This is a genomic window from Ensifer sp. M14, assembly GCF_003355565.1.
Lineage (GTDB): Bacteria > Pseudomonadota > Alphaproteobacteria > Rhizobiales > Rhizobiaceae > Ensifer.
Window position 1 is genome coordinate 37,172 of sequence record NZ_QJNR01000013.1, and the last position, 22,200, is coordinate 59,371.

Here is a 22,200-nt window from a genome sequence, read left to right on the forward strand (position 1 = left end):
TCCGCAAATCTTAGGGTCAAACGCGTTCGGCGCTTTGACCGTGGTCAAGGACCAGCGCTGGAGGTCAGCAATTCTTCTAGCCGATCAAGCAGGGGCAATTGGCCGACACTGATCTTGTCACGCGCCTCTGCAAGCGTGAACCATTCGGCACGGTCCACTTCAGGGAACTGCTCGATGCGGCCGCTGTGCGGCGGCCATTCGAGTTCGAAAACATTGCTTTGAAGCCGCACCGCGTCGAAGTCGATTGCGGCGGCATAGGCCACGATGATTTTCCCGCTCTTCTGGCGGACCTCCCCAAGTCCGAACAGGGGCTCGGCGACGGCTCGGCCTGTTTCCTCCTCGAATTCACGCCGCGCCGCATCTTCGGCTCCCTCTTCTTCATCGTGTTCGCCTTTGGGGATCGACCACGCCCCGTGGTCGCGGTTATCCCAGAAAGGGCCGCCCGGATGAACCAGCAGCACGCGGGGCAAGCCCAGGTCGAACTTGTAGGCGAGAATGCCCGCGCTCTTCTTTGGCAACTGTTTCATCCTTCAACGTTGTGGATACCAACCCCGATCGTGAGCAGATGGTTCAGGCGGACAGTCCGCTACTTTGATCGTCGACGAGCAGTCGGTCCTCCACAACGGTTACGCCTCGGGCCGACCACGCTGCCCTCTCGGCCAACGCACGCTCGCGAAGCGTCCGTACGCTGCCGCGCAATGTGACCTGGCTGCCCGAGGTCTCTACCCGGATATCGCCAGCAGCGATCTCGGCATTTCGTCTCAGTGCCTCCTCGATGTCCCGCTTCATGGCAAAACGGTTGACGCTCCGGCGCATCTCAAGTTGGTTGCTGATGCCAGTCACCCCGGCAAGCTGCCGCACTGCGGCTTCAGCGGCGGTGCGTTGGAAGTACCAATCGACCATACCCTTCAGCGTCACGAACCCTCGCCTGACCGTCACTTCGATATCACCTTGATTGGACACCGGGGCCGCCCACGCGAGCACGGCGAGCACCCGGCCGGCGATTTCATCGTCCGACCAACTCTGATGTTCAGGCAGGCGAACTTCAAGCTCCTGGGCAATGGCCCTTACACCCAACAGGCCGCGAACGATCCGCTCGACGGTATGTTTCTCCATGAAGCTTTGGACATGACCGCTCAACGTCACGATGCCGTGGTCAACGGCCACGCCGACGCTGGCAGCGTTGATGCTGGGCTCATATTCGAGCTCGTCGATAATATCCTGCCGAAGGCTGAGGTCATTCATCGCGCTCGTCCTTTGAAGTGTATTGGCTCCAAAGATTATTGATGGCAGCTGACGGCGCTGTCATTGAGCGGCATCAATGCAAACGTCGCGCGCCGTAGCCACGCTTGTCGGCAAGCCAGTTTCCCGGAAAGGATGGACCATGTTCGCCGAAGAGATGTCTCACCATGAATGCGGCAGCCTTGTCGCCACTTCTCACTTCGCCAGGCTTGCGTGCTGCAAGGGAAACAATCCCATGTCGTCCCGATTTACTATGCCATGGCTGGACGCTGTCTCTACAGCTTCTCGATGCCGGGCAAATGGGGTCGAATGGATGCGCGCCAATCCCAAGGTCTGTGTGCTCGTGGAGGAGCCGATGTGCCGGCAGGTGTGGCGAAGCGTCGTGATCGACAGTCGCCTTCAGGAGCTCACGTCGGATGGCCAATGGCATTACGGGTACCTTCCTGCATGGTCGCTGCTCGAAAAACACCCCAACCGGTGGGAACCCAGGGGGCTAAACCGACGGCGCCCGAGATCGCGCCCGGCTACAAGCAATTATTCTGCAGCATCGATATTGCTGCCATGACGGGACGGAAGACACGTGATCAAGGCGGTTGATGGCGCCTGTGGCGGTGTGGCCATCATACCGAAGGTTCGCCACGGCTGAATCGATCCTCGGCGGCAAGAGCAAGCATCAAGAAGCATCCAGTAGCTTGCGCAGTCTCAGTTCCAGTTCGAGGGCAGTATAGGGTTTTGCCAGCCACTCTTCGTCGCCGGACAATTGGCGGCCGGAGATCGTCGGCTCTGCATAGCCGGATGTATAGAGCACCCTGATATCCGGCCTTAGTGCACGGGCGTGGCGGGCCAACTCGTCGCCGGCCATCCCACCTGGCATGATCACATCGGTAAAGAGAAGCGAGATTTCCGGATGTTCGGATAGGAGCCTGAGCGCTTCAGCACCGGTGCCGGCCTCGACGACGATGTACCCCGCCTGGCTAAGGCGTGACACTGCTACGCGACGCACCCTGGGTTCGTCTTCCACAACCAAAATCGACTCGTGTCCGTGCTGAGCCGCGACCTCCGTCCCGCCGTCGCCGGCGCCGACGGAGGTCACCTGCTTGGGGGCTGCCGGGAGATAGAGGCGAGCGCAGGTTCCCTGTCCGGGGCAGCTGTCAAGTTGGACGTGGCCACCCGATTGTTTGACAAAGCCATAGACCATGCTCAAGCCAAGTCCGGTTCCTGCGCCAACAGCCTTTGTTGTAAAGAAGGGTTCGAAGGCGCGCTGCCTTACCTCTTCGCTCATGCCGCTCCCCGTATCGGTAACGGTGATGAGGATAAACTTGCCCATGCGCGCTAGCGGATGTTGGAGGACGTAAGCCCGATCAAGGATTGCAGAGGATATCTCGATGCTGACGCGTCCCCCATCGGGCATCGCGTCGCGTGCATTGAGTGCCAAATTCAGCAGAGCGTTCTGAAGCTGGGAAGCGTCGACGACGGCATCGTTGCCGACACCGGTCGTTGCCGTGTGAAGTTCGACCGTTTCGCCAAGTGTTCGAGCCAGCAATTTTGAGAAATCTGAAACCAGATCGCCGACATCGACGACCTTCGGATTGAGCGGTTGCCGTCGTCCAAAGGCCAATAGCTGGGCGGTTAGCTTGGCGCCATCGTCCGCGGCAGCTTGCGCGTCTCTCAAAAGGTCGAGATGGCGCTTGTCGCTTAAGCCGGCCTCCAGCATCTCAAGGTTGCCGGTGATGATTGTCAGCAGATTGTTGAAATCATGCGCCAAGCCGCCGGTCAGTTGACCAACGGCTTCCATCTTCTGCGCCTGACGGAGTTCCTCTTCTATTCGTTGACGACTGGTGAGATCGCGTATGAAGCCGGTAAATATGCGCTGGCCATCAGAGATGGCTTCGCCGACCGACAATTCCATGGGAAAGGTTGTTCCATCCTTGCGAAGGCCCGTCACGACCCGGCCGATGCCGATAATCCGGCGTTCGCCAGTGCGCAGATAATTGCCAATGTAGCGATCATGAGCATCGCGATCGGGTGACGGCATCAGCATCCTCACATTCTGGCCGCGGACATCATTTTCCCTGTATCCAAAAAGGCTTTCGGCCGCAGCGCTGAACGACATGATCCTTGCACCGGCATCGATGACCACCATGGCTTCAGGCACCGTGTCGAGTATTGACTGCAGGTGTGCTTCCCTGGCCGCAAGCTCCGACTGCGTTTTGCGCAGGCTGGTTATGTCGGTGTCTGTCTGAACGATGACGTTCGCCGGACCCAGTCGCACCCAGCGTGTCGCCACGTACACAGAACTGGAATTGCGGTGTGTATGTCTTAATTCACCGCTCCAACTGCCTGATCGGCGCAACAGATCATGGATTGCCTGGAGTGGAATAGGATAAGAAGTGTTCAGCAATTGCCGCGCAATCTGCCCCTCTGCATCGCTGCGTGACCACCCGTAGAGCTGCTCGCACCCCTTGCTCCAGTGACTGATCGTCCCATCGGGTGCATGCACGATGACGTTCGCGTCGTCGAACACTTCGAGGATCTCGCTAATGCGGTTGTCGGCCATGGTCATCCATTGATTGTCGCGCATCCGCAGTCTGCTGGCGCACTTTCGCCATCGATGGAGCGATCCAGCTGTCGCATTCCTCACCCTCGGCGATCGAGCGAAGCGCATCCATCCTCAAGATTGTCATGATATGTCGATCCGCAATGGCGACAATACCGCTCCCGGCGAATTTGGTCGTGGTGCGCGAGACCGTCTCGATGGTCATGCCAAGATAGTCGGCAATATCCTGCCTTGTCATGGGCAGATCGACCACCATGTGTTGTCCTATGCGACGGGTCGCCATGCGCAGGAGGAAACTTGCAAGTTTCTCGTCCGCGCTTCGACGCGAAAGCAGGACGGCCTGGTCCTGTGCCGCAGTCATCTCATCGCAGAGTTTGGAAAAGAGCAGCTCCCGCATGGTCGGTTGACGAGCGATTTCGAGCTCGAAGAGATGGCGGGGAAAGCGGCGCAACTCTACCTTTGTCACGGCTTCGACGGTGTAGACGTATTGGTCCTTGAACGAAACTCCCAGGAGATCACCTGGGCGCAAGAAGCCGACGATTATGCGGCGACCATCGCTCAGCAGACGGACAGCGCGCACCATGCCACAAACAACTTCGAAGACCTGAGTTGCCTTGTCTCCTTCCCAGAAGACGCTTGTTCCCGCAGCGAAGCGTTCGAGCGGCAGGTGTCTAAAGAGAGACGATAACCCGGTTGTGCCGAAAGGAGCATCTTCGATCGAGATTTGATTTGTTGGCTGAACCAGCCTTAGTGGCATGTTCATAAGGCATCCTCCGCTGATCGTGACCGATCAAGTTGATGGCCAACGCGTGACGGGCGGACGACAGACATGCTACACTTCGTTCGGGTCTGTAACAGAGTGTAACTGCTTGCGGCACTTGACCGCTGACAAGGTGCTTCAAAATGCTTTCACGCAAGCAGCCGGAGCATGTTCTTGTCGTCGACGATGACGAGAGAATTCGCCATATGCTGGATCGGTACCTTCAAGATGAGGGGTTCCGGGTAAGCGTTGCAGGCGATGGTCGTGCAATGCGCGATTGCTTGGCGCGTGGCGGCATCGACGTCGTGCTACTCGATGTGGTCCTTCCCGACGCAGATGGTTTTGCCCTTGCCCGCGATCTTCGCGCCCGATCAGACATTCCGTTTATCATGCTGACCGGACGCAACGATGTGGTCGATCGGGTGGTCGGCCTGGAACTCGGTGCAGATGACTACATCTCCAAGCCTTTCCATCTTCGCGAATTGCTCGCACGCATCAAGGTTGCTTTGCGTCGCCGGCTTCCGGTCGGCGGTGGCCGGGCCGAAGCAGAGGAGGGAGAAGTCTTTTGCTTTGATGGCTATCGGCTGGATCTGGCGCGACGCGAACTTTGGTCGCGGGCTGGAGAGGAGATCCGGTTAACGACAGGCGAGTTCGATATGCTTTGTGTCTTCGTAAAACATGCCGGCCGTGTGATGGCGCGCGAAATCCTGATGGATCTTACGCGCAGTCGAAATCTGGAGGCATTTGACCGGACCATCGATGCGCAGGTTGCACGGTTGCGCAGAAAGATAGAGGAAAATCCCACCAATCCTTCACTGATCAAGTCGGTGCGGGGAGTGGGATATGTTTTCAGTGCCCGACCCGTACGGCAATGATCACACCGTTATAGGTATGACGATACCCTTTCGAGGATCAGATCCTTTGTCAGGCCATATATTCGGGTCGATGTTTGCGACAATCATGTAACTGCAGTGATCTGCTCGGGCCATCGCTTTCAAATGACCCAGAAGTGCGTTCGAAACGCCGGCGGTGTCGGCAGCGGTTGCCACGATAAAAACGGGCACATCGAGTATGTGGCCATAGTTCGGGTCGCTTCCTGGATGGGCGATGCTGATGCCCTGGACATAGCCGATTGAGTTCTCGACAGTGACGATGGAGCCGTGGGTGGGTGCAATATATCGCCGGTTGAAGTCGTGTTCGCAGATGGATCGCCATTGTGCCAGATCGATAGGATACTCGACGATCTCGATCAGACGGTATGCCTTGTCGACCTGATGACGCAGGATCGGTCCGGTTCGATACGCCATTGCCATCACCATCTCCCTGATGAAGTCTCGGTCTATCCGCATCTCATGTGGCGTCGGCCTGAGTCATGAGGGATCCTCGCGCACGTTGACCGCAGCCTGTACCCGCAAAAGGATCGGGCAATCGTCCGGCAAGATCATTGACGCCGGTCAATGCCGTTGGTGTCGGCCTGTGGTTTGTTGGCTTTGTCGCCAGTTGCGTGACTGCGAAGGACCGTAAAGCTCCAAGGCCAACTTCGAGATATTCAGTTCGGAGCGGTCCAGTTTCGGTTCAATCATGGGAGCTACGAAACGCTATGTCGATCAATCTCCATGGCCGTAACGTCCTTTCGGTGGAGGCGCTTGATCCAGGCGAGTTGCGGTTTCTTGTGCAACTGGCCGGCGACCTCAAGGTCGCAAAACGTTGTGGCAGTGAGCGCCAACAACTTTTCCAAAAGAGTCTGGCGTTTCTGCATGGGCGTGAACTGCCATTCCTGCGTGCGGCGTTCGAACTCGCTGCCCACGATCAAGGCGCCCACGTCATCTGCATCGGGCCGGAACAGTATGCGAAGGCAGCGCCCGGCGAGATCAGGCAAATGGCCGGCATGCTGGGAAGAATATTCGATGCAATCGAATGCTGCGGGCTTGCAGACGATGTCATGGCTGCCCTTGCCGAACGGGCGGGCATTCCCGTCTACAATGCCCTGTCACGGCAATGCGATCCTTGCCAGCTTGTGGCTGACTTCCAGACCATGCGCGAGTTCACGCATAAGCACCTCTCAGACTTGACATTGTCGGTGGTTGGAAACGGTCGGGTCAGCGACGCTAGAACACTGGCGATCGGTGCTGCGAAGGTGGGGATGGATTTCCGCCTCGTGTCGCCCAAGGACCTGTGGCCGGATCACCAATTTGTCGACAGCGTCAAAGCCGAAGCATGGAAAAACGGTGGCAAGTTTGCCGTGCTGGAAGACGTTGGGGCCGGCGTGCTCGATGCGGACTTTATTTACGCCAGTCGCTGGGTTCCCCACGAGGAGGAGGACACCCGTAATGACCGCGCTGTCGCACTCCTCACGCCGTTCGGCGTCAGAATGGCGACGCTTGAGGCGACCGGCAACCCACATTGCAAGTTCATGCGCTTCGTGCCCGATTTCATCGGTCATCATGCGCACAAGTCGGCAAGCGAAGAAACCGGCTCGCCGGACGCATCCCGGAATGTTCTGGAATCAAAGGCTTCCATTGTTCTCGACCAGGCTGAAAACCGTATTCACGCCACGAAGGCAATCCTTGTAGCGACGTTGGCGCACTAACCGGACCCGGCACATCACGCGGCAAAGAGCGGCGATCTTGTTCAGCAGAGCCGCAGTCTATCCTCAGGAGGCATATGAGATGCCGATGGACCCCACCATTCACTTTCACGGCGCCGCCGGCGCGGTGACTGGATCTTGCCAGCTCATCGAGACGTCGGATGCAAGAATACTGGTCGACTGCGGCCTGTTTCAGGGTTCGAAGACAGAAAAGGAACTGAACTATCGGCGGTTCCCATTCGAGCCCACTGATATTGATGCCGTCATTCTGACCCATGCGCATATCGATCATTCCGGCCTGTTGCCGAAGCTCTCGAGCATGGGCTACGGCGGACCAATCTTTGCAACGCCTGCGACCATCGATCTGTGTTCGGTTATGCTTCCTGATGCCGCCCATATTCAGGAGAGCGAGGTTGAACATCTCAACCGGCGCAATCAGAGGCGTGGCAAGCGAGCCGTCACGCCAATCTACACCGCCGCTGATGCTGCAAGAGCCATCACGTTGTTCCGCCAGGTTCCGTTGGGAAGATGGCACAAAGCTGCCGAAGGTATACGATTTCGATTTTGGGATGCCGGTCATCTGTTGGGCTCCGCATCGGTCGAGATGGAAGTCGAAACGGCGACGTCTCCCCGACGCCTGCTTTTCTCAGGTGACATTGGGCCCCGCCACAAGCTCCTGCAGTTCGACGCCGACGGCCCCAGGGATCTGGACTACGTCATATGCGAAAGCACGTACGGTGCGGTCGATCGAGACGATGTCACCGATGAGGATCGCCGCCGACAGTTGCGCGATGAGGTGCTTGCTGCAGACCATCCCAACGGAGCGCTTATCGTACCATCGTTCGCGGTGGAGCGGACGCAGGAACTGCTTACGGACCTCATCGTTCTCATGCGTTCCGGGGCAATCAAGACCAGCCCGATCCTGATTGACTCGCCCCTGGCCACGCGCGCCAGTGAAGTCTTCGAAAGACATGCTTCAGAGCTTGAAAATGGCAGGCTGTTGTCGGAGGCGATGCGGGCAAAAAACGTCCGCTTCACCGAAACTGTCGAACAGTCGAAGGCGATAGACTTTATCAAGGGTTTTCATATCGTGATTGCAGCCAGCGGGATGTGTGAAGCTGGCCGGATAAGGCATCGACTGAAAAACTGGCTTTGGCGCGAGGAGGGCACTGTGCTTCTTGTCGGCTATCAGGCAGCGGGCACCCTCGGCCGGATTCTCCAAGATGGTGCAACGGTTGTGCGCATTCAGGGCGACGATATCACCGTGCGTGCACGTATCCGCAAGCTGGACATCTATAGTGGTCATGCTGATGGTCGCGAGTTGGCCGAATGGGTGCGAGCGCGCCAACCGATAAAGCGAGACGTCTTTCTGGTTCACGGCGAGGTAGCCGGGCTTGACGGCCTTCAAGAAAGGCTCGCAAAATTCTTGCCTGAAGAAACGCTCATCCAGCCGCATCTGGATTCAGGTTTTGTCCTGGGTCCGGAGGGAGCGTCAGCGATCGCTCAGGCTCTGTTGCCCCCTCGGATCGATCCCGTAAGGACGGGTCGCAGGGATTGGCACAATGATTTTCAATCCTTCGTGCTTGACCTGCGGGATCAACTCGATCGCGCGACTGATGATAAGGCGCGAAGGGCAACATTGCGCAAGATGAGACGTGCCTTTGAGGCGTCCGACGAGGATGAGCATAGAAGACCAGACCCATGATAAAAGCGCCTCCTCTCGCGATCAGAAACTCCAGCCACGGTAAACTCGCCTTTGGAGTGTTGCATATAGATCCTCAATGAGGAACGAGTGGGCTGGGAACCCGACTTTGGGCATTATCCTCAAGCGGTTCTCCACCGGAGATACTATTGTTGTGGGGCACTCCGGCTGCGCAGCTTTCCCACTGCTCGCTCCGACCGTTCGCGCGCAGTTGCCAGCGATGCCTGCCACATGATCAGCGGCAGCAAGCTGCATGCGATTGCCAGTGCCCATCCGAGCGCTCCAACCGGCCTAATCTGAAGCGCTTCGGCCAAGACCGGCACGGTGACAGCTGCCAAGATCAGCCCGAGACAAAGTGCGAGCGCAAACCAGACGAACCGGTTTTTCGTAACGGCGTTCTGCCATAGTCCACTGCTGCGGCTGCGCATGTTGAACACGTGCCAGAGCTGGGCAAGCGCAATGGTGAGGAAGGAGATCGTCGTCGACTCCTGCGCTCCAAACCCGAGCCCGTAGGATGCTACGACGAGCGCGATCAGCGTTGCCATCGCAATCGCCAGACCGTGGCTCACCACTGCGCGCCACTGTCGGGCCGAGAGCATTGGCTCCTTTGGCGAGCGGGGCGGCCGGGCCAGCACGTCACCTTCGCCCTCGCCAGCGGCGAGCGCGAAGGCAGGGAAGACATCTGTTACCAGATTGAGGAAAAGAATCTGCAACGGCGTCAGTGGCAGCGGAAGGCCGGCAAAGACGGCAAGGCCCACCACCACTACCTCGGCGAGATTGCAGGAGAGCAGATAGATCGAGAAGCGACGGATGTTGTCGAAGATGATCCGGCCCTCGCGCACTGCATGAACAATCGTGGAGAAGGCATCATCGAGCAGCACCATGTCGGCCGCCTCTCGTGCCACGTCGGTGCCGCGCCGTCCCATGGCGATGCCGATATTGGCCGTAGTCAGCGCCGGCGCGTCGTTGACGCCATCTCCGATCATGGCAACCACCTCGCCTTCGCGCTGGAAGAGGGCGATCAAGTCGAGCTTCTGCTCAGGAGACATGCGGGCGAAGATATCTCCGTGAGCGATCTTCTTTCGCTCGGCATCCGCTGTTTTCTCAAAGCGCGACAGTTCTGCTCCGGTCGTTACAGTCGCATCGCGCTCCGCCATTCCGACGGCACGAGCAATACTGAGCGCCGTGCTCGGATGATCACCGGTTGCCATCACGACCCGAATGCCGGCGCTGCGCATTGCCGCGACGGCATTCGCGATGTCGTGCCGTGGGGGATCGCGGAAGGCGACAAGGCCGAGAAAGGAGAGACCGCAGGCAACCGGTTCCTCAGGCCCTGCTTCCGGATGGATGGCGACCGCGAGTACACGCAAGCCATCCGTCGCCAAACACTCGGCGCGGCCGAGCCATGCCGCCCGCCCGGTGTCGTCGAGCGAAGCTGCCTCGACGCCGATCCGATCGGCTGCTGCCAGCACTTCTTCAGGTGCGCCTTTTACGGCGGCGAAGTGGCCCTCGCCGTGGCGGTGCACAGTCGTCATCCGCTTGGTCGCCGGATCGAAAGGATGCTCCAGCACTTCCGGATATGTGTCGGTCTGCTCACGGCGGTGCAGCCCTGCAAAGCCGCCGGCACGCAACAGCGCCACTTCCATCGGGTCACCGGTGCCGAAACCGGCATGGTGGTCATATTCGGCGTTTGAGCAGAGTACGCCGACGAGCAGTGCCCGCATCAGCCCAGGATCCGTGGCGGGATCAACCGGGTTCCCTTCCTTCAGGATGACAGCGTGCAAATGGTCGATGGAGAACTCGCCGGACGGGGTGAGGACGCGCTCCACCTCCATACGGTTCTCGGTAAGGGTGCCGGTCTTGTCAGTGAGGATGAGTGTGGTGGACCCGAGCGTCTCCACTGCCGCCAGGTTCTCAACGAGCGCGTTGCGACCGGCCATGCGCAGCATGCCGCGGGCGAGGGCCAGCGTCGCGACAATCGGCAGACCTTCCGGGATTGCTGCCACCGCGAGTGCGATCGACGTCTCTGCCATCAGGAAGATCGGCTTGCCGGAATAGATTCCAGCCGCGGCGACGACGGCGGCGAGCGCAAGCGTCAGCCAGATGAGTTGATGGGAGAGGTGCGCAAGTTGCCGCTCGAGTGGTGAATCGCCACTCTCTGCCCCTTCGACGAGTTCGGCGATACGTCCGATCTCGGTTGAGGCACCCGTGCCGGTAACAATAGCCTCACCGCTTCCCCGCACGACATGCGTGCCCTTGAACAGAATTGCACTGCATTCGGTGAGCACGGCGAAATCGGGATTGGGCTCGACACCTTTCTCGACCGGGAGCGACTCGCCAGTGAGGGCAGACTCGTCCACGCTCAACGCGGCACTGCCTGCGCACCGCATGTCGGCTGGCACGACGTCGCCCGCATCGACGACCACCACGTCACCGGGCACAAGCTGGTCGGCCGAAATTTGGCGAGACTGGCCGTCCCTGCGCACCCGCGCGTTGCGCGCCGCCATCTGCCGCAGCGCCTCCATTGAACGCACAGCTTGTCGCTCGGTGTAATAGCCTATGGCTGCGTTGATCACGAGCACAGCCGCGATCGCCGCTGCTTGTTTCCATTCCGCATAAACGAGCGAGAGCACCAACGCGACCGCCAGTAAAGCCACGACGGAGCTGGCAAACTGCCGCCCGATCAGGGCCATTTCGGTGACTCGCCTGCGCGCAGCAACTCTGTTCGGCCCGAAGCGGCCAAGCCGCCGCGCTACCTCCTGCTGGGTTAGTCCAACTGCCGGGTCCACACCAAAATGATCCGCAACGGCCGCTACGGAGTGGGCGTACGCGCGGTATGGTAAAGTCTGCGCCCCGGTCATTTCCGGTTTCATTCTCACCTCCGCTTTTTCAACGGACGATCATGACAGATCGATAGAGTGGCGTGCCTCGCAGGCACTGCTCCCTTCAATGCCGACAGCGATGCCCAGCGGGGCCGCGTCATATCCGCGGCTGGGCAAACCCGTGCGCGATGCGCCGCTCTACATGTCGCCTGGTTTTTGGCTCCGCCGCATTGCCGAAACCCAGCGATCGTGTGGAATTCTCGGCTGCATGACTGTCCCCTTCCTGTTTGCAAACAGGTCGCGATGAAATCGCCGTCCGATCAGTGCGCCATGAAAATCGGAAACCGCGCCTCTTTGAGCATCGATTTTGTGACGCCGCCAAGGAGCAACTGCAGCAGTTTGGAATGGCCGTAGGCTCCCATGACAACCATGTCTGCGTCTATGTCCAACGCATGCCTCTGCAACGTCTCTGCGGCCAGGTGGCCTGAACTCGGCAGGGTCTCGACGGAGACATTGATGCCCTGGCGGGCCAGATAGGTAGCCACATCCGCTCCGGGTTCATCGCCACTCACTCTCGATGCAGCAACCGGATCGACCATGGTGACATGTACGGACTGGGCCATCCTCATCATTTCGAGCGCGTCCCTTGCCGCATGCGCCGCACTCGGGCGCGAATCCCACGCCAGCAGGATCCTCTTTGGCTGCAGCGTCGCCTTCACATCGGGCGGAACGAACAAGACAGGACGCCCGGCTTGAAACAGTGCGCCATTGATGGCCTGCGACTTCAGTTCTTCGTTCCGAAAGAGGTTAGGGCCGGCCAGAACCAGGTCGGCGTAAAGCGCCCTCTCACCGATGTCATAGGCTGGTCCGGTGACTTCTGCGTAAACACCGTCGACGTCAAATGACAATTCGCTCACCGCGATCCGCTCGCGGATAGTGGTGAGGCTTTCGGCAAGCTTCTGCAGGTTGCGTTCGCGCACTTCCAGCCAACTTGGTGATAGCGTCTGATAGCGCCCACTTGGTATGGGCGCCATGACAACCAGAAGGGCGCTTAGATGAGCGCTCACCTCCTCAGCGAGTTTCATGGCGATCTGAAGATCCTCGCTAGCCCCGTGCTCGCCCAGCACGCTCAAAATCGTCTTGAATGGCATGTCTTCCTCCCTTGTACGCGCCGCTCCGCAAAGTGTCAGTGCTCCTTGCTGAGCGGGACGCTCGATGGTCAGGCAGTTTTCACCTGGATCTTTCGTTCGCTCTGTCGAGCCTCGTTGCTCTTTGGCAGGGTGACGGTCAGCACACCCTTCGAGAAGGTCGCTGCAATGTCGTCGGCCTTGACGCCCTCAGGCATTTTGAACGTTCGCTGGAACGAACCGTAGTGCCGCTCCGACAACACGTATTCCTTGTGTGCATCTTCTTTTGCTTCCTGCTTTTCGCCCCGGATTGTCAGATTTCCGTTCGAAACTTTCACTTCGATGTCCTTCTCCTCGATGCCCGGGAGCTCGGCGGTGATCTCATAGCTGGCCTCTTTTTCCACGAGATCGACAGACGGCGCCATTGCCCAGGTCGGCAGTAGAGAGGCTCGTTGAAGGTTGGTGGGCGCAAAGCGGCGAGGCGAGATGCGGGGGATAAAGTCATCGAACAAACGGTCGATTTCGGCTCGAAGACCTTCAAACGGCGCCCACGTTTCCTGGCGGCCTCCGATTGCCGTTTCCTCTTGCTTGATTGGAGGTTTGGTTGCTGTCTCTGCCATGACTGCTTTCTCCTTCAAATGGATATGGATCGCGGCGGGTGACGCACGTGAGGGGAGGGCGGCTCGGTTCGGTCGCCGTTCCTCTCTGGCGTTCGGTTTGCTGGCTACCAGAGATCGCAATTAAACCGCGTCCGGGCGGGGCGCGCATTGACGGCCGTCAAAAGCGATGTTGCCGCAGCTTTGACGTTGAGCAATGCAGGGGGCTGCCCATCGTGCCGTTACTGAAATCACGATCCACATTTCGGGGATTGAGATGGACAAGCGCCGGAGACTTCCTGCACTACTGGGCACCCTGTTGAACAGGCTGCTTTTGATTCTGATCGTTTTGGTGATTGCGTCGATCTTCAGCGTACTCTTGATCAAAGGAGTTCTGTTCAAAGAAAAATATCCGAACGTTGAGCCGCATAAAGCCTTAGCAGGTCTCCCGCCCTTTACCTCTGTTGGACAAGAAGTCGTGACTGATCGGGCCTGAAAATAGGGAAGCGCTATTTGGCACAGCTCATTTCACGCCAGCGGGTGCGTTCACCGCACTATCATGACCGAGCAAGTCGCCTGTTGCGCAACCTTCATTGAGACGCTTCCAAGCAGCATGCCGGCCAATCTTCCAAGCCCACGGCTTCCGACGACAATCATGTCCGCACCAATCTCATCCGACACGGCGAGAATGGTCCCGGAATAGTCCCCGGGTTCGATCCGCGTGTGCACGTCGTCGACGCCAAGAGTTCGTGCATGTTCGGCCGCATCCTCGACAATGCGTTCGCCGAGCGCCGACATCGCCTTGCCAATGTCGCCTTGCGAATTTTGCAATAGAGCGCCCATCGAGAAGAGAGCCCGCTCTTGCCCAGGCATCGTAATCGGCGACACACGTCGCACAAAATGCTCGGCTCGTGCAAGTTGGCTTGCTTCCTCGGCCCTCAAACCGTTTACTATGACGTGAAGGATTGTGACGCGAGCCCCGCAAGCCCTTGCGATATTGGTGGCCATCTCCACGGCTTTCCAAGCCGTTTCGGAGCCGTCTGTTGCAACGAGAACGTGTTTGACCATCATCGTCCCTCCGTTTCAGCAAGTCTCCCACAACTTAAGCGGAATCCATTGATGCCGGTCAAAAATGCTCCGCGCGAGCTTCAATGCCGGATATGACGTGAGCAGCGAAGGCTAAGGCCACGGATAATGGATGACAGCGCGACTGCGGTGGTCTCATTCCGCCGAGAATGTCACGTCGATTTGGCATCGGCAACCTTGATGCCAAGGACGTTGGCCTCATTGTTGTCATCAACCGAAGTCGGCACTATCAGCCGCCAGCATGTCCAATCTCAGGTTTGAGGTCCTTGTCGCTCGTAAGGTTGAAGCCGCTTACGCTGTTCAGGGCGTTGCCGATGTTCGTTCTCAACTTGACCATCGACGTTTCAAGTTTCGCCGTGTGGAACTGGCCAAATCCGAAGCGCATCGTTGATGCGCATCAATGCAAATCTCCTCTGGATGTTGTCCACTAAACAAGATCACCGACCAAACCCGGAGGACATTGTGATGGGTAAGAAACGCAGGCGGATGTATGAAGTGATCCTGGCAGGGGCAACCGAGGGGCTCTCGGGTAGCGAGCTCTACGATTTTACGGTTGAGCGCTGCCCTAAGGCCGCAAGCGGTAAGATCATCCGGGCATCCATGCTCGCATTCTCAGACCCCAAGGTGGACGATAGCAATATCCTGCAGACGATCTCTGCCCTCGCTATTGCGCAACGGCTCAGGGAGCTGGGCGCCGCAAGTGGGCATAAACGCGCCAAGAGCAAACCGTCGTCGCAACGCAAGGAGAGAAGAGCCGCCAACACAGCCAGCCATACTCGCCTCCATCATCCCGCCGCTTGACGGAGAAGGACTTGCGGTCAGTCGACGCCATTGATCGCTTTTGCCCGCTTCGGCACCCGGTAATCTTTCTTGTGCTTCTGCGACGGGGCGAAAGGCGCATGTCGGTGTGTGACGGGATGGCGCAGTGCCCGGCCGACCTCGTGGGCTTGCCGTCGGCACGATGTTCGAACGCGGGGACAAAGTCGTTCTCCGCAGCAGTGGCCGCTTAAGCCCCCCGGTTGCCCGCTTACGTCAAGGAGACAATAGCGGATTTGGCTTGGTCGAGCGGTACCGTGGATCAGCGTCAATTTCAGGGGGCTCTACGCCCGTGCTCTTAAACGGGCAGGAGTCCCTCAAATGGAACACGCCTGACCGACCGTATCAATCGGTACAAACTTTGCCAAACCCGCCCGGCAAGATTTCGAATGAGACATGGTACGAGGCCCCTTGATGACTTTACGCTTCAGACCCAGTCGGACTGACCATGCCAACGAGGCAGTCACAAATTCACTTTGCCTGACTTTGGTGTGGTGCCTGGTCCTCGCCTTCAACGGTTCCGCGCATGCTGCACACTGTAAAAGCTGGCCGGCGCCCGGGCTGAACTGGAGCAGCTGCGATAAGAGCCGGCTTATGCTCGCGGGCGCCAATCTGGAAGGCGCCAACCTATTTGGCGCGGATTTCTCCATGACCGATCTGCGCGAATCCCATCTTAACTTCGCCAATTTTGAAAAGGCAAAGCTAGTGCGCGCGTCTCTTGCCGGGGCAAATGCCGACAACGCAGCGTTCACGCGTATAGAGGCACACAGGGCCAATTTCGTTGCGTTTTCCGCCCAGGCCGTCAGCTTTGCCGGCGCCGAATTGCAACGTGCGGACTTCGGCCGAGCGCGGCTAAAGAAAGCCAATTTCGAGAAGGCGGAGCTCGGACGGGCCAAGTTCGTCGGTGCGAAACTGAAAGACGTCCGATTTACGCTCGCTAATCTGTCGCGGGCCGACTTCAGCGGTGCTTCATTCGCGGGTTCGATTGAACTTGATCAAGCCATCCTATTTCTAACGAGGTTGGAGGGTGTCGATATCTCAGCCGCCACAGGGTTACGGCAATCGCAAATTGATGCAGCATGCGGGGACGCGGCCACAAAACTACCGCGCGGGATTTCTGCCCCGAAAAGCTGGCCGTGTATGTTCGACTAGACCAATTGTAGCGTCTCCCGCCACTCGCCATCCGCCTTGGCGTTCGCGCGGTCTTGGTCACCAATGAGGTAAAATGGGCGTTGGTCGAGCGCAATGCGGCGTCAGAGGCTATACAACTGCGCGTTAGCCCACTGCGTCCGCAAGCGATGCAGTGGTCGGGTGGTCGTCAATCACACCGCGGCACGCGTCATTCCGTCAGTCTCGTGGTCTCAACCGGCGCTGAACCTTCGTTCGCGGGGCGGCCAGAATGGGATCAATATGGCGGACACATTCCCGATAATGCTCGGTTATGCGGCGATCCTCCAGGGCCTCTGCCGATGCGCCGGCCGCACAGACGGTTGTTATCAGTTCACGCCAGCACAGAGGCTTGCCGTTGCACGCCTCATTGCCATCGCTCTGTTCGAATAGAGTTGGTTCCCAGTTATTTCAGGTCCGATCCACGTAGGCTGCGGGGGGACATCGTCACAGTTCGCCAGCTCAACTTCCGCAGTCACAAGGCCACGGTGTTCGCCGGAATAGACATCTACCTCCCAGAGATGCCCACCAAACTCGACTTCATAGCGGGTCTTTTCGATTATCTTTCCGAGAGCACGCGCAAACATCTCGATCGCATCCAGGTAGGGGATTTCATATTCGTATTCGTCCCGTTGCAGGCGACCGATGCGGATCTTGACGGTGAGTACTGCACGATGTGCATCAATGGTCCTGACGCGCAGGATGCGGTCCTTCGACGCCATGATGTAGGCTTGGCGCAGTTCGGTCCCGACGGAAGCGTGTTGGCGCCAACGATCGTTCGATACCTTGAATTTCCGCTCGATCTCAGCTGTCATGTCACCTCCTCACGTAAACGGAAACATCGTCCGAAACGGTGCGCTGCCAATTCCATCGCAATCCCGATCTCGGAATTTGCCGACGCGCAGTAAGACGACTGTCCATGACGATTTTTCACGGGGCCTCTTGGACCGATACCAGTGTAAGGCAACGATCGAGGTCGGACTTTGATCAGGAACAAGCTTCTGCAGCGACTGGTGACGATTGGCGACACGCCATGCCCCAATTCACTGCAACATCGGATCTCATCCGTTGCGCGCTGCCGCTTAAATGCCGATTTGATGCGGATCAACGCGGATCGCTAAATTAGCTCTATCGTCTGTGAGGTGCCTCTGGTCATGGCGGTGAACTGCGAAGTCATGCCTGACGGAAAGCGTCGATCACAGGTCATGTCGTCACGAACACAGTCCTGGACGTACGCGACGGCAACCAAAGCCTGTTGAAGGAAGGCGCCAAGATAGGCGAAGCCGAAACATGTTCAATTTATTGAGCCGAATTGCGCGGGTGCCCGTTCTGCGGACTTTGCCGTTCGCAACCTTCCTGCTCCTGACGCTGCAGGGCGTATCGGGCGCGCAAACAACCGCTCCTGGCGGCCCGCCTTCCGAAAAGGTGCGTCAGTTCATCGAGCTGGCGAATACCCCAGATGTCAAGGCGTATTTGGAAGGCAAGAGCGCCGTTCCAGTCACACCAACGGATTCGCATCTTTCCGATGCCCTGTTGGACTGGGAAGCCACAGTCGACGCCCGGATCGAAGCACTGGCAGGGGCTGCCCGCCGCGTGCCGGTTGAGCTCAATCGCGCTGTGGGCGTGGTGACCAAAGACGTGAATTCGGGCAAACCCGGTCTCGTCATCGGGATACTGGCAGTTGTCCTTGCCATCGGATGTGGCGTGGAGTGGCTGGTCAGGCTGGCCCTTCGGCGGGTACCAACCGAGAGAGAAGGCCTACAACAGACCATGGCCTCGCAAGCCATCGCGCTTTCGATGTTTTCGCTGGCGAGCGTTGGATCGTTCCTCGCGTTCGAATGGCCACCATTGCTGCGCAAGGTCGTGTTGACGATGCTCGTGGCAGTGATCGCATACCGGTTTGTCTATGCTGCGGCGCGCTTTTCGATTGCGTTCGGCGGGGCTGGCAGTGTGCCGTTGGATCAGTCGGAGGGGGTAGGTCCTGGCGATGTTGCAGGGCGATACTGGCTTCGACGGATCGGTCTGATCGCCGGTTTCTCGTTGTTCGGCTGGGCCGCCGTAAGCGTCATGCGGTCCGTGGACTTTTCAGCGGATGTGACGAGGCTTGCAGCGTTGGCGTTCGGGCTGGGGGTCCTTGGTGTTGCAATTGAAATTGTCTGGCGCCGTCCGGGGTCTGAAAGGACTCCGATCGTCCGTGCGCTCCTCACCCTCTATTTGCTTGCGTTGTGGCTTGCATGGGTCGGTGGACTGATTGGCTTGCTGTTCGTCGGCATCTATTCGTTGGTTCTTCCAGCGGCAACCCGCGGCGCAGGACGAATTGCTCAAGTCGTCGCCGACAAGGTGCGACTGGGCGGTGCCCTGGGTATTGTGCTCAGTGTGACGATCGTCAGGGGTGCCCGCGCCCTCGTTATCGCTGCGGCCGTTGCCTGGTTAGCCTATGCCTGGCGCTACAGCTCTGCAGCGCTGGTCGGCAGCCAGATCGGCGGGCTGATAGTCAATGGCATACTGAATGCCATTGTTGTCTTGCTGTTTGCCGACTTGCTCTGGCAAGCATCCAAGGCGCTGATTGCCTATCGAATGGATCTTGCCGAACATTCGGGAACGACCACGGATGAGCTGGCGCGAAGCGGCAGGTTGCGAACGCTCCTGCCTATTTTCCGCAACACTTTGGCGGTTTTCATCGGTGCAATCGCGGTGTTGACGATCCTGTCTGGGCTCGGCGTCCAGATCGCGCCGTTGATTGCGGGGGCCGGCATCTTCGGCGTCGCAATCGGGTTTGGCTCGCAAACCTTGGTGAAGGACATCTTAAGCGGCGTGTTCTACATGCTCGATGATGCGTTCCGTGTCGGCGAATACATCCAGAGCGGCAGTTACAAGGGAACAGTGGAATCATTCAGCCTGCGGTCCGTCCGGCTCAGGCACCATCGTGGTCCCATCTTCACGGTTCCGTTCGGGGAGCTCGGAGCAATCCAGAACCTGAGCCGTGACTGGGTGATCGACAAGATGACGATTAATGTGACCTATGACTCCGATATTGAATTGGCGCGGAAACTCATCAAGAAGATCGGTCAGGACCTTGCCGCTGATCCAGAATTCGCCGCGGACACACTGCAGCCGCTGAAGATGCAGGGGGTGGACAGCTTCGGCGACTTTGCAATCGTTCTGAGGCTCAAGCTCATGACCAAGCCCGGAGTGCAGTTCGCCATCAGAAGGCGTGCCTTCGTCATGATCAAGAAGTCATTCGACGAAAACGGTATCAAGATTGCCGTCCCCACCGTTCATGTGGAGGGGAGCGGTGACAACGCGGCCGCTGCCCATCAACTCCAGCAGGAGGCCAAGAAGGCTCAGGCTGCATTGCTGGCGGAAGGGGATGCTGCGGCCTGAGACAGTTGATGGACCTCCCCGGTCTCGGCGCTGATTGCGATCTGCTTTCGCGAACCGCTGTTGGCAAGTTTAGCGCCGTACAAATCTGGTTTGGTTACGACACCGGCGTGCGTTTCCTGCCGCTGGGAAAGAGGGCATGACTTACCCTCGCGCAAGCTCCAGGTTCAAATGATCGGCCAATCGAATGGCAAGTGAAAGGATCATCAACGTTGGATTGGCGTGGCCGCTGGTTGGAAACACCGAGCCGCCGGCGACGTACAAGTTGTTGATGCCATGGACTTTGCAGTTGACGTCAACAACACCCGTTCTCGGGTTTGTCGACATGCGCGTCGTTCCGAGTGTATGCGCCATGTCAATGATGACGAGATCCTGTGTTCGTCGCTCTGTGACCCAGGATTCCAGACTTGGGGTCGCAAGCCCTGCTTGGGCAAGGGCTTGATGGGACAGTTCAGCGGTCCTGAGCAATGTCTTGCGCTCGAGATCACCGATCCGCCAATCGATCTTGGCAATCGGTACGCCGAACTTGTCCTTCCGGTCGCTGAGACTGATCCGGCTTGCCGGATTTGGCGCCTGCTCGCAGATCGCCTCCATGCGCAAACCAGTCAGTTTGCGTGGCAGACCTTGGGACTGGAACTCATCGGCTACGAGATTGGGCGAAAGAGCGATTGCAGCGTTGACCACAAGGTCCTTGAAGACCTTGGGCGTACGACGGTCAGAAAGGATCTTCATCCCGATCCCCCTGGCGATGAAGCCAGAACCGGCGGCGACGGAAAGAATATCACGTCCGATATCGTCGCTGCGCGAACGCAACAGTTTCTTCAAGGCAACCCATGGGTCGTCCGGCGCACGTTCGGTCGAAAAGAAGACGGCCGCATTCAAGACCTGTTCCCGTTCCTGCGCGCCATCGGTTAAGGCAAGGCCGTGGGCAAACATGTGCGCCCGTTTTTCATGGTGAACACCATAAAACCCGAATAGCTTCGTGAGCCGTGCCATTTGATCGGTCGGGAACCGCCCCACACGTGCCTCAACGTGGTCCATCAGATATCGCCCGACGACATCGTTGTGGTTGCCTACCCCTTTTGAAAGGACCTCGGTGGACGCTAGCAACAATCGGGCATTCTCAATTCCGCCGGCAGCCAGCACGCAAATTTCCGCCTCAATGCGCGCGTGCTTGCCGCCGATGCTGACGACGTCGATATGAGAAAACCGAGACACATCGCTATTCAGCCCGATGTTTGTCACTGTCGCGTCGAGGAGAACGTCAATATCGGCCGGTTGCCGCCCCAGGAATTCTGGTCCGAACCGCATGACATCGAGGCGATCGACGCGCGAGCGAGCAAATTGCCAGTAAAATGAGCGTAGTCCTCCGGTGTCAAAGCATTCCGGCGGTGCCTTTGGACTGAGGTTCAGGACTTTCATGGCGCGATGCAGGTAGGGCACGATGTGTTCACGATCGACGGGCCAACCCGAATGGGGAACCCAGCTTCGGGCCTGAAAGTCTAGCGCATCAAACGGGGCCGATTTTCCTGCCCATGCATGCGTGGAACCCCCGAGCGCTCGGCATCGTACGCCAAAGGGTTGCACGTTAGGTGACCAGAACTTGGCTTGCGAACCGTGAAATTCCACCCTCTTGCGGATCTGTGCTTCTTGTTGGAGTTCGCCGACGTTCTCCACCTCGTTGAGCGCTGAATGCTCAGGATTTTCGGTTTCAAGCCCACTTTCGACGAGAATGACCCGTCTGCCCTGCCGGCAACAGTGCTCCGCTATCGTCAACCCTACCGGGCCAGCCCCGACGATGACCATATCGGCCATGATGGTTGAATTGTCGTCGAACTCCGAAAGCCGCACAATTCTCATTTAAGCAAATTTTCTTCACGAAAAGGGATGCGTCCTTATGGCATCGAAGACTGCCTTGGAGCGGTCAGAAATTGTCAATCACCGATTGACCGCCACTCGTTCCGTACCGGCCTTTCGTCGCCGCGAGCTCAACAAGACAGGCGCTGAAGGTCCAGTGCAGTGCCTTCGTCGCCCTCCGCCGGCATAGGAAAGCCCTCGCATCCCCTTTCGCCAGGCACAGGGCTTGATGTGAGATAGAGTTCCTCGACAAGCTCAGAAAGAGGTGCGTCCCAAAGGAGCGAAAGCTGGTTTAGTGCATAGATCTGAGATTCGAAGATGGTCGTCAGAGCGTCCGCCTGAAGACGTGCGACGGAAACAAAGGTCTTCAAGCCGTCCATGCAAAACCAGTCTGTTGGAACATAGGCCATCGACGGATAGGTCTTAACTTGAGACATGGATATGCTCCCTTGCTTCGATGATACCAAGTCGAAAGAACGCTACGATAATCGCTTGAAGCC

Annotated in this window: 19 protein-coding genes; 7 read left to right on the forward strand and 12 right to left on the reverse strand. The window is 58.3% G+C overall.

The features are described from left to right. Positions 1–44: 44 nt before the first annotated feature. The 4 genes from BLJAPNOD_RS28210 to BLJAPNOD_RS28230 form a co-directional block, all read right to left on the reverse strand. Positions 45–518 (reverse strand): NUDIX domain-containing protein, encoded by a 474-nt coding sequence (locus tag BLJAPNOD_RS28210; RefSeq protein WP_115422320.1) that lies wholly within the window; start codon positions 516–518, stop codon positions 45–47. A 52-nt stretch (positions 519–570) separates the two neighbouring features. Continuing rightward, on the reverse strand, positions 571–1,245 hold the full coding sequence (locus tag BLJAPNOD_RS28215) for a BON domain-containing protein (RefSeq protein ID WP_115422262.1): 675 nt from the start codon (positions 1,243–1,245) through the stop codon (positions 571–573). 670 nt (positions 1,246–1,915) lie between these two features. Next, positions 1,916–3,823 carry a PAS domain-containing sensor histidine kinase gene (locus BLJAPNOD_RS28225; protein ID WP_244611128.1) on the reverse strand — a complete coding sequence of 636 codons (1,908 nt, stop codon included), beginning with the start codon at positions 3,821–3,823 and terminating at the stop codon, positions 1,916–1,918. Beyond that, positions 3,780–4,562, reverse strand: coding sequence for a helix-turn-helix domain-containing protein (locus BLJAPNOD_RS28230; RefSeq protein ID WP_115422264.1), 783 nt, complete (start codon positions 4,560–4,562; stop codon positions 3,780–3,782). Before BLJAPNOD_RS28230 ends, BLJAPNOD_RS28225 begins: the two co-directional genes overlap by 44 nt. Before the next feature lie 140 nt (positions 4,563–4,702). On the opposite strand from BLJAPNOD_RS28230, the gene BLJAPNOD_RS28235 reads away from it, so the two are divergent. Then, the gene (locus BLJAPNOD_RS28235; protein ID WP_077504518.1) at positions 4,703–5,434 is read left to right on the forward strand and encodes a response regulator; all 732 of its coding nucleotides are present in this window, start codon (positions 4,703–4,705) and stop codon (positions 5,432–5,434) included. On the opposite strand, the gene BLJAPNOD_RS28240 is transcribed toward BLJAPNOD_RS28235, so the two are convergent. Continuing rightward, positions 5,435–5,872: a hypothetical protein gene (locus tag BLJAPNOD_RS28240; RefSeq protein ID WP_077504517.1), complete on the reverse strand. Its 438-nt coding sequence runs from the start codon at positions 5,870–5,872 to the stop codon at positions 5,435–5,437. Between the two features lie 287 nt (positions 5,873–6,159). On the opposite strand from BLJAPNOD_RS28240, the gene BLJAPNOD_RS28245 reads away from it, so the two are divergent. Together BLJAPNOD_RS28245 and BLJAPNOD_RS28250 are read left to right on the forward strand one after the other, a co-directional pair. Beyond that, positions 6,160–7,149, forward strand: a complete 990-nt coding sequence (locus BLJAPNOD_RS28245) for an ornithine carbamoyltransferase subunit F (RefSeq protein WP_115422265.1) — start codon at positions 6,160–6,162, stop codon at positions 7,147–7,149. Positions 7,150–7,228: 79 nt separating this feature from the next. Then, on the forward strand, positions 7,229–8,851 hold the full coding sequence (locus tag BLJAPNOD_RS28250; RefSeq protein WP_115422266.1) for an MBL fold metallo-hydrolase: 1,623 nt from the start codon (positions 7,229–7,231) through the stop codon (positions 8,849–8,851). 143 nt (positions 8,852–8,994) lie between these two features. Here BLJAPNOD_RS28250 and BLJAPNOD_RS28255 read toward each other — a convergent pair whose 3' ends face one another. The 3 genes from BLJAPNOD_RS28255 to BLJAPNOD_RS28265 form a co-directional block, all read right to left on the reverse strand. After that, the gene (locus tag BLJAPNOD_RS28255) at positions 8,995–11,721 is read right to left on the reverse strand and encodes a cation-transporting P-type ATPase (RefSeq protein ID WP_115422267.1); all 2,727 of its coding nucleotides are present in this window, start codon (positions 11,719–11,721) and stop codon (positions 8,995–8,997) included. Between the two features lie 269 nt (positions 11,722–11,990). Further along, positions 11,991–12,821, reverse strand: a complete 831-nt coding sequence (locus BLJAPNOD_RS28260; RefSeq protein ID WP_077504514.1) for a universal stress protein — start codon at positions 12,819–12,821, stop codon at positions 11,991–11,993. A 68-nt stretch (positions 12,822–12,889) separates the two neighbouring features. After that, positions 12,890–13,417 (reverse strand): Hsp20/alpha crystallin family protein, encoded by a 528-nt coding sequence (locus BLJAPNOD_RS28265; protein ID WP_115422268.1) that lies wholly within the window; start codon positions 13,415–13,417, stop codon positions 12,890–12,892. 253 nt (positions 13,418–13,670) lie between these two features. Here BLJAPNOD_RS28265 and BLJAPNOD_RS28270 point away from each other — a divergent pair, with 253 nt between their 5' ends. Next, complete coding sequence (locus BLJAPNOD_RS28270; RefSeq protein WP_147294601.1) at positions 13,671–13,889, forward strand: hypothetical protein; 219 nt, start codon at positions 13,671–13,673, stop codon at positions 13,887–13,889. A 50-nt stretch (positions 13,890–13,939) separates the two neighbouring features. Here the strand turns inward: BLJAPNOD_RS28270 and BLJAPNOD_RS28275 are convergent, their stop codons facing one another. After that, positions 13,940–14,464, reverse strand: coding sequence for a universal stress protein (locus tag BLJAPNOD_RS28275; protein ID WP_244611129.1), 525 nt, complete (start codon positions 14,462–14,464; stop codon positions 13,940–13,942). Between the two features lie 405 nt (positions 14,465–14,869). Here BLJAPNOD_RS28275 and BLJAPNOD_RS35735 point away from each other — a divergent pair, with 405 nt between their 5' ends. Both BLJAPNOD_RS35735 and BLJAPNOD_RS28285 read left to right on the forward strand, forming a co-directional pair. Then, the gene (locus BLJAPNOD_RS35735; RefSeq protein WP_199566050.1) at positions 14,870–15,280 is read left to right on the forward strand and encodes a hypothetical protein; all 411 of its coding nucleotides are present in this window, start codon (positions 14,870–14,872) and stop codon (positions 15,278–15,280) included. Positions 15,281–15,775: 495 nt separating this feature from the next. Then, entirely contained in the window at positions 15,776–16,447 is a 672-nt protein-coding gene (locus tag BLJAPNOD_RS28285; RefSeq protein WP_244611133.1) for a pentapeptide repeat-containing protein, read from the forward strand. Between the two features lie 344 nt (positions 16,448–16,791). Here the strand turns inward: BLJAPNOD_RS28285 and BLJAPNOD_RS28290 are convergent, their stop codons facing one another. Continuing rightward, the gene (locus BLJAPNOD_RS28290; protein ID WP_115422270.1) at positions 16,792–17,277 is read right to left on the reverse strand and encodes a CYTH domain-containing protein; all 486 of its coding nucleotides are present in this window, start codon (positions 17,275–17,277) and stop codon (positions 16,792–16,794) included. Between the two features lie 475 nt (positions 17,278–17,752). Here BLJAPNOD_RS28290 and BLJAPNOD_RS28295 point away from each other — a divergent pair, with 475 nt between their 5' ends. Continuing rightward, complete coding sequence (locus tag BLJAPNOD_RS28295) at positions 17,753–19,846, forward strand: mechanosensitive ion channel family protein (RefSeq protein WP_115422271.1); 2,094 nt, start codon at positions 17,753–17,755, stop codon at positions 19,844–19,846. Positions 19,847–19,987: 141 nt separating this feature from the next. Here BLJAPNOD_RS28295 and BLJAPNOD_RS28300 read toward each other — a convergent pair whose 3' ends face one another. Beyond that, the gene (locus BLJAPNOD_RS28300; protein ID WP_115422272.1) at positions 19,988–21,703 is read right to left on the reverse strand and encodes a GMC family oxidoreductase; all 1,716 of its coding nucleotides are present in this window, start codon (positions 21,701–21,703) and stop codon (positions 19,988–19,990) included. Positions 21,704–21,831: 128 nt separating this feature from the next. Next, positions 21,832–22,137, reverse strand: coding sequence for a hypothetical protein (locus BLJAPNOD_RS28305; RefSeq protein WP_115422273.1), 306 nt, complete (start codon positions 22,135–22,137; stop codon positions 21,832–21,834). Positions 22,138–22,200 lie beyond the last annotated feature (63 nt).

Coding starts and splice junctions, on each gene's coding strand:
- BLJAPNOD_RS28215 (WP_115422262.1), bottom strand. CDS start 1,245: ATGAATGACCTCAGCCTTCGGCAGGATATTATCGACGAGCTCGAATAT.
- BLJAPNOD_RS28225 (WP_244611128.1), bottom strand. CDS start 3,823: ATGCGCGACAATCAATGGATGACCATGGCCGACAACCGCATTAGCGAG.
- BLJAPNOD_RS28230 (WP_115422264.1), bottom strand. CDS start 4,562: ATGAACATGCCACTAAGGCTGGTTCAGCCAACAAATCAAATCTCGATC.
- BLJAPNOD_RS28235 (WP_077504518.1), top strand. CDS start 4,703: ATGCTTTCACGCAAGCAGCCGGAGCATGTTCTTGTCGTCGACGATGAC.
- BLJAPNOD_RS28240 (WP_077504517.1), bottom strand. CDS start 5,872: ATGGCAATGGCGTATCGAACCGGACCGATCCTGCGTCATCAGGTCGAC.
- BLJAPNOD_RS28245 (WP_115422265.1), top strand. CDS start 6,160: ATGTCGATCAATCTCCATGGCCGTAACGTCCTTTCGGTGGAGGCGCTT.
- BLJAPNOD_RS28250 (WP_115422266.1), top strand. CDS start 7,229: ATGCCGATGGACCCCACCATTCACTTTCACGGCGCCGCCGGCGCGGTG.
- BLJAPNOD_RS28255 (WP_115422267.1), bottom strand. CDS start 11,721: ATGAAACCGGAAATGACCGGGGCGCAGACTTTACCATACCGCGCGTAC.
- BLJAPNOD_RS28260 (WP_077504514.1), bottom strand. CDS start 12,821: ATGCCATTCAAGACGATTTTGAGCGTGCTGGGCGAGCACGGGGCTAGC.
- BLJAPNOD_RS28265 (WP_115422268.1), bottom strand. CDS start 13,417: ATGGCAGAGACAGCAACCAAACCTCCAATCAAGCAAGAGGAAACGGCA.
- BLJAPNOD_RS28270 (WP_147294601.1), top strand. CDS start 13,671: ATGGACAAGCGCCGGAGACTTCCTGCACTACTGGGCACCCTGTTGAAC.
- BLJAPNOD_RS28275 (WP_244611129.1), bottom strand. CDS start 14,464: ATGATGGTCAAACACGTTCTCGTTGCAACAGACGGCTCCGAAACGGCT.
- BLJAPNOD_RS35735 (WP_199566050.1), top strand. CDS start 14,870: ATGCGCATCAATGCAAATCTCCTCTGGATGTTGTCCACTAAACAAGAT.
- BLJAPNOD_RS28290 (WP_115422270.1), bottom strand. CDS start 17,277: ATGACAGCTGAGATCGAGCGGAAATTCAAGGTATCGAACGATCGTTGG.
- BLJAPNOD_RS28295 (WP_115422271.1), top strand. CDS start 17,753: ATGTTCAATTTATTGAGCCGAATTGCGCGGGTGCCCGTTCTGCGGACT.
- BLJAPNOD_RS28300 (WP_115422272.1), bottom strand. CDS start 21,703: ATGAGAATTGTGCGGCTTTCGGAGTTCGACGACAATTCAACCATCATG.
- BLJAPNOD_RS28305 (WP_115422273.1), bottom strand. CDS start 22,137: ATGTCTCAAGTTAAGACCTATCCGTCGATGGCCTATGTTCCAACAGAC.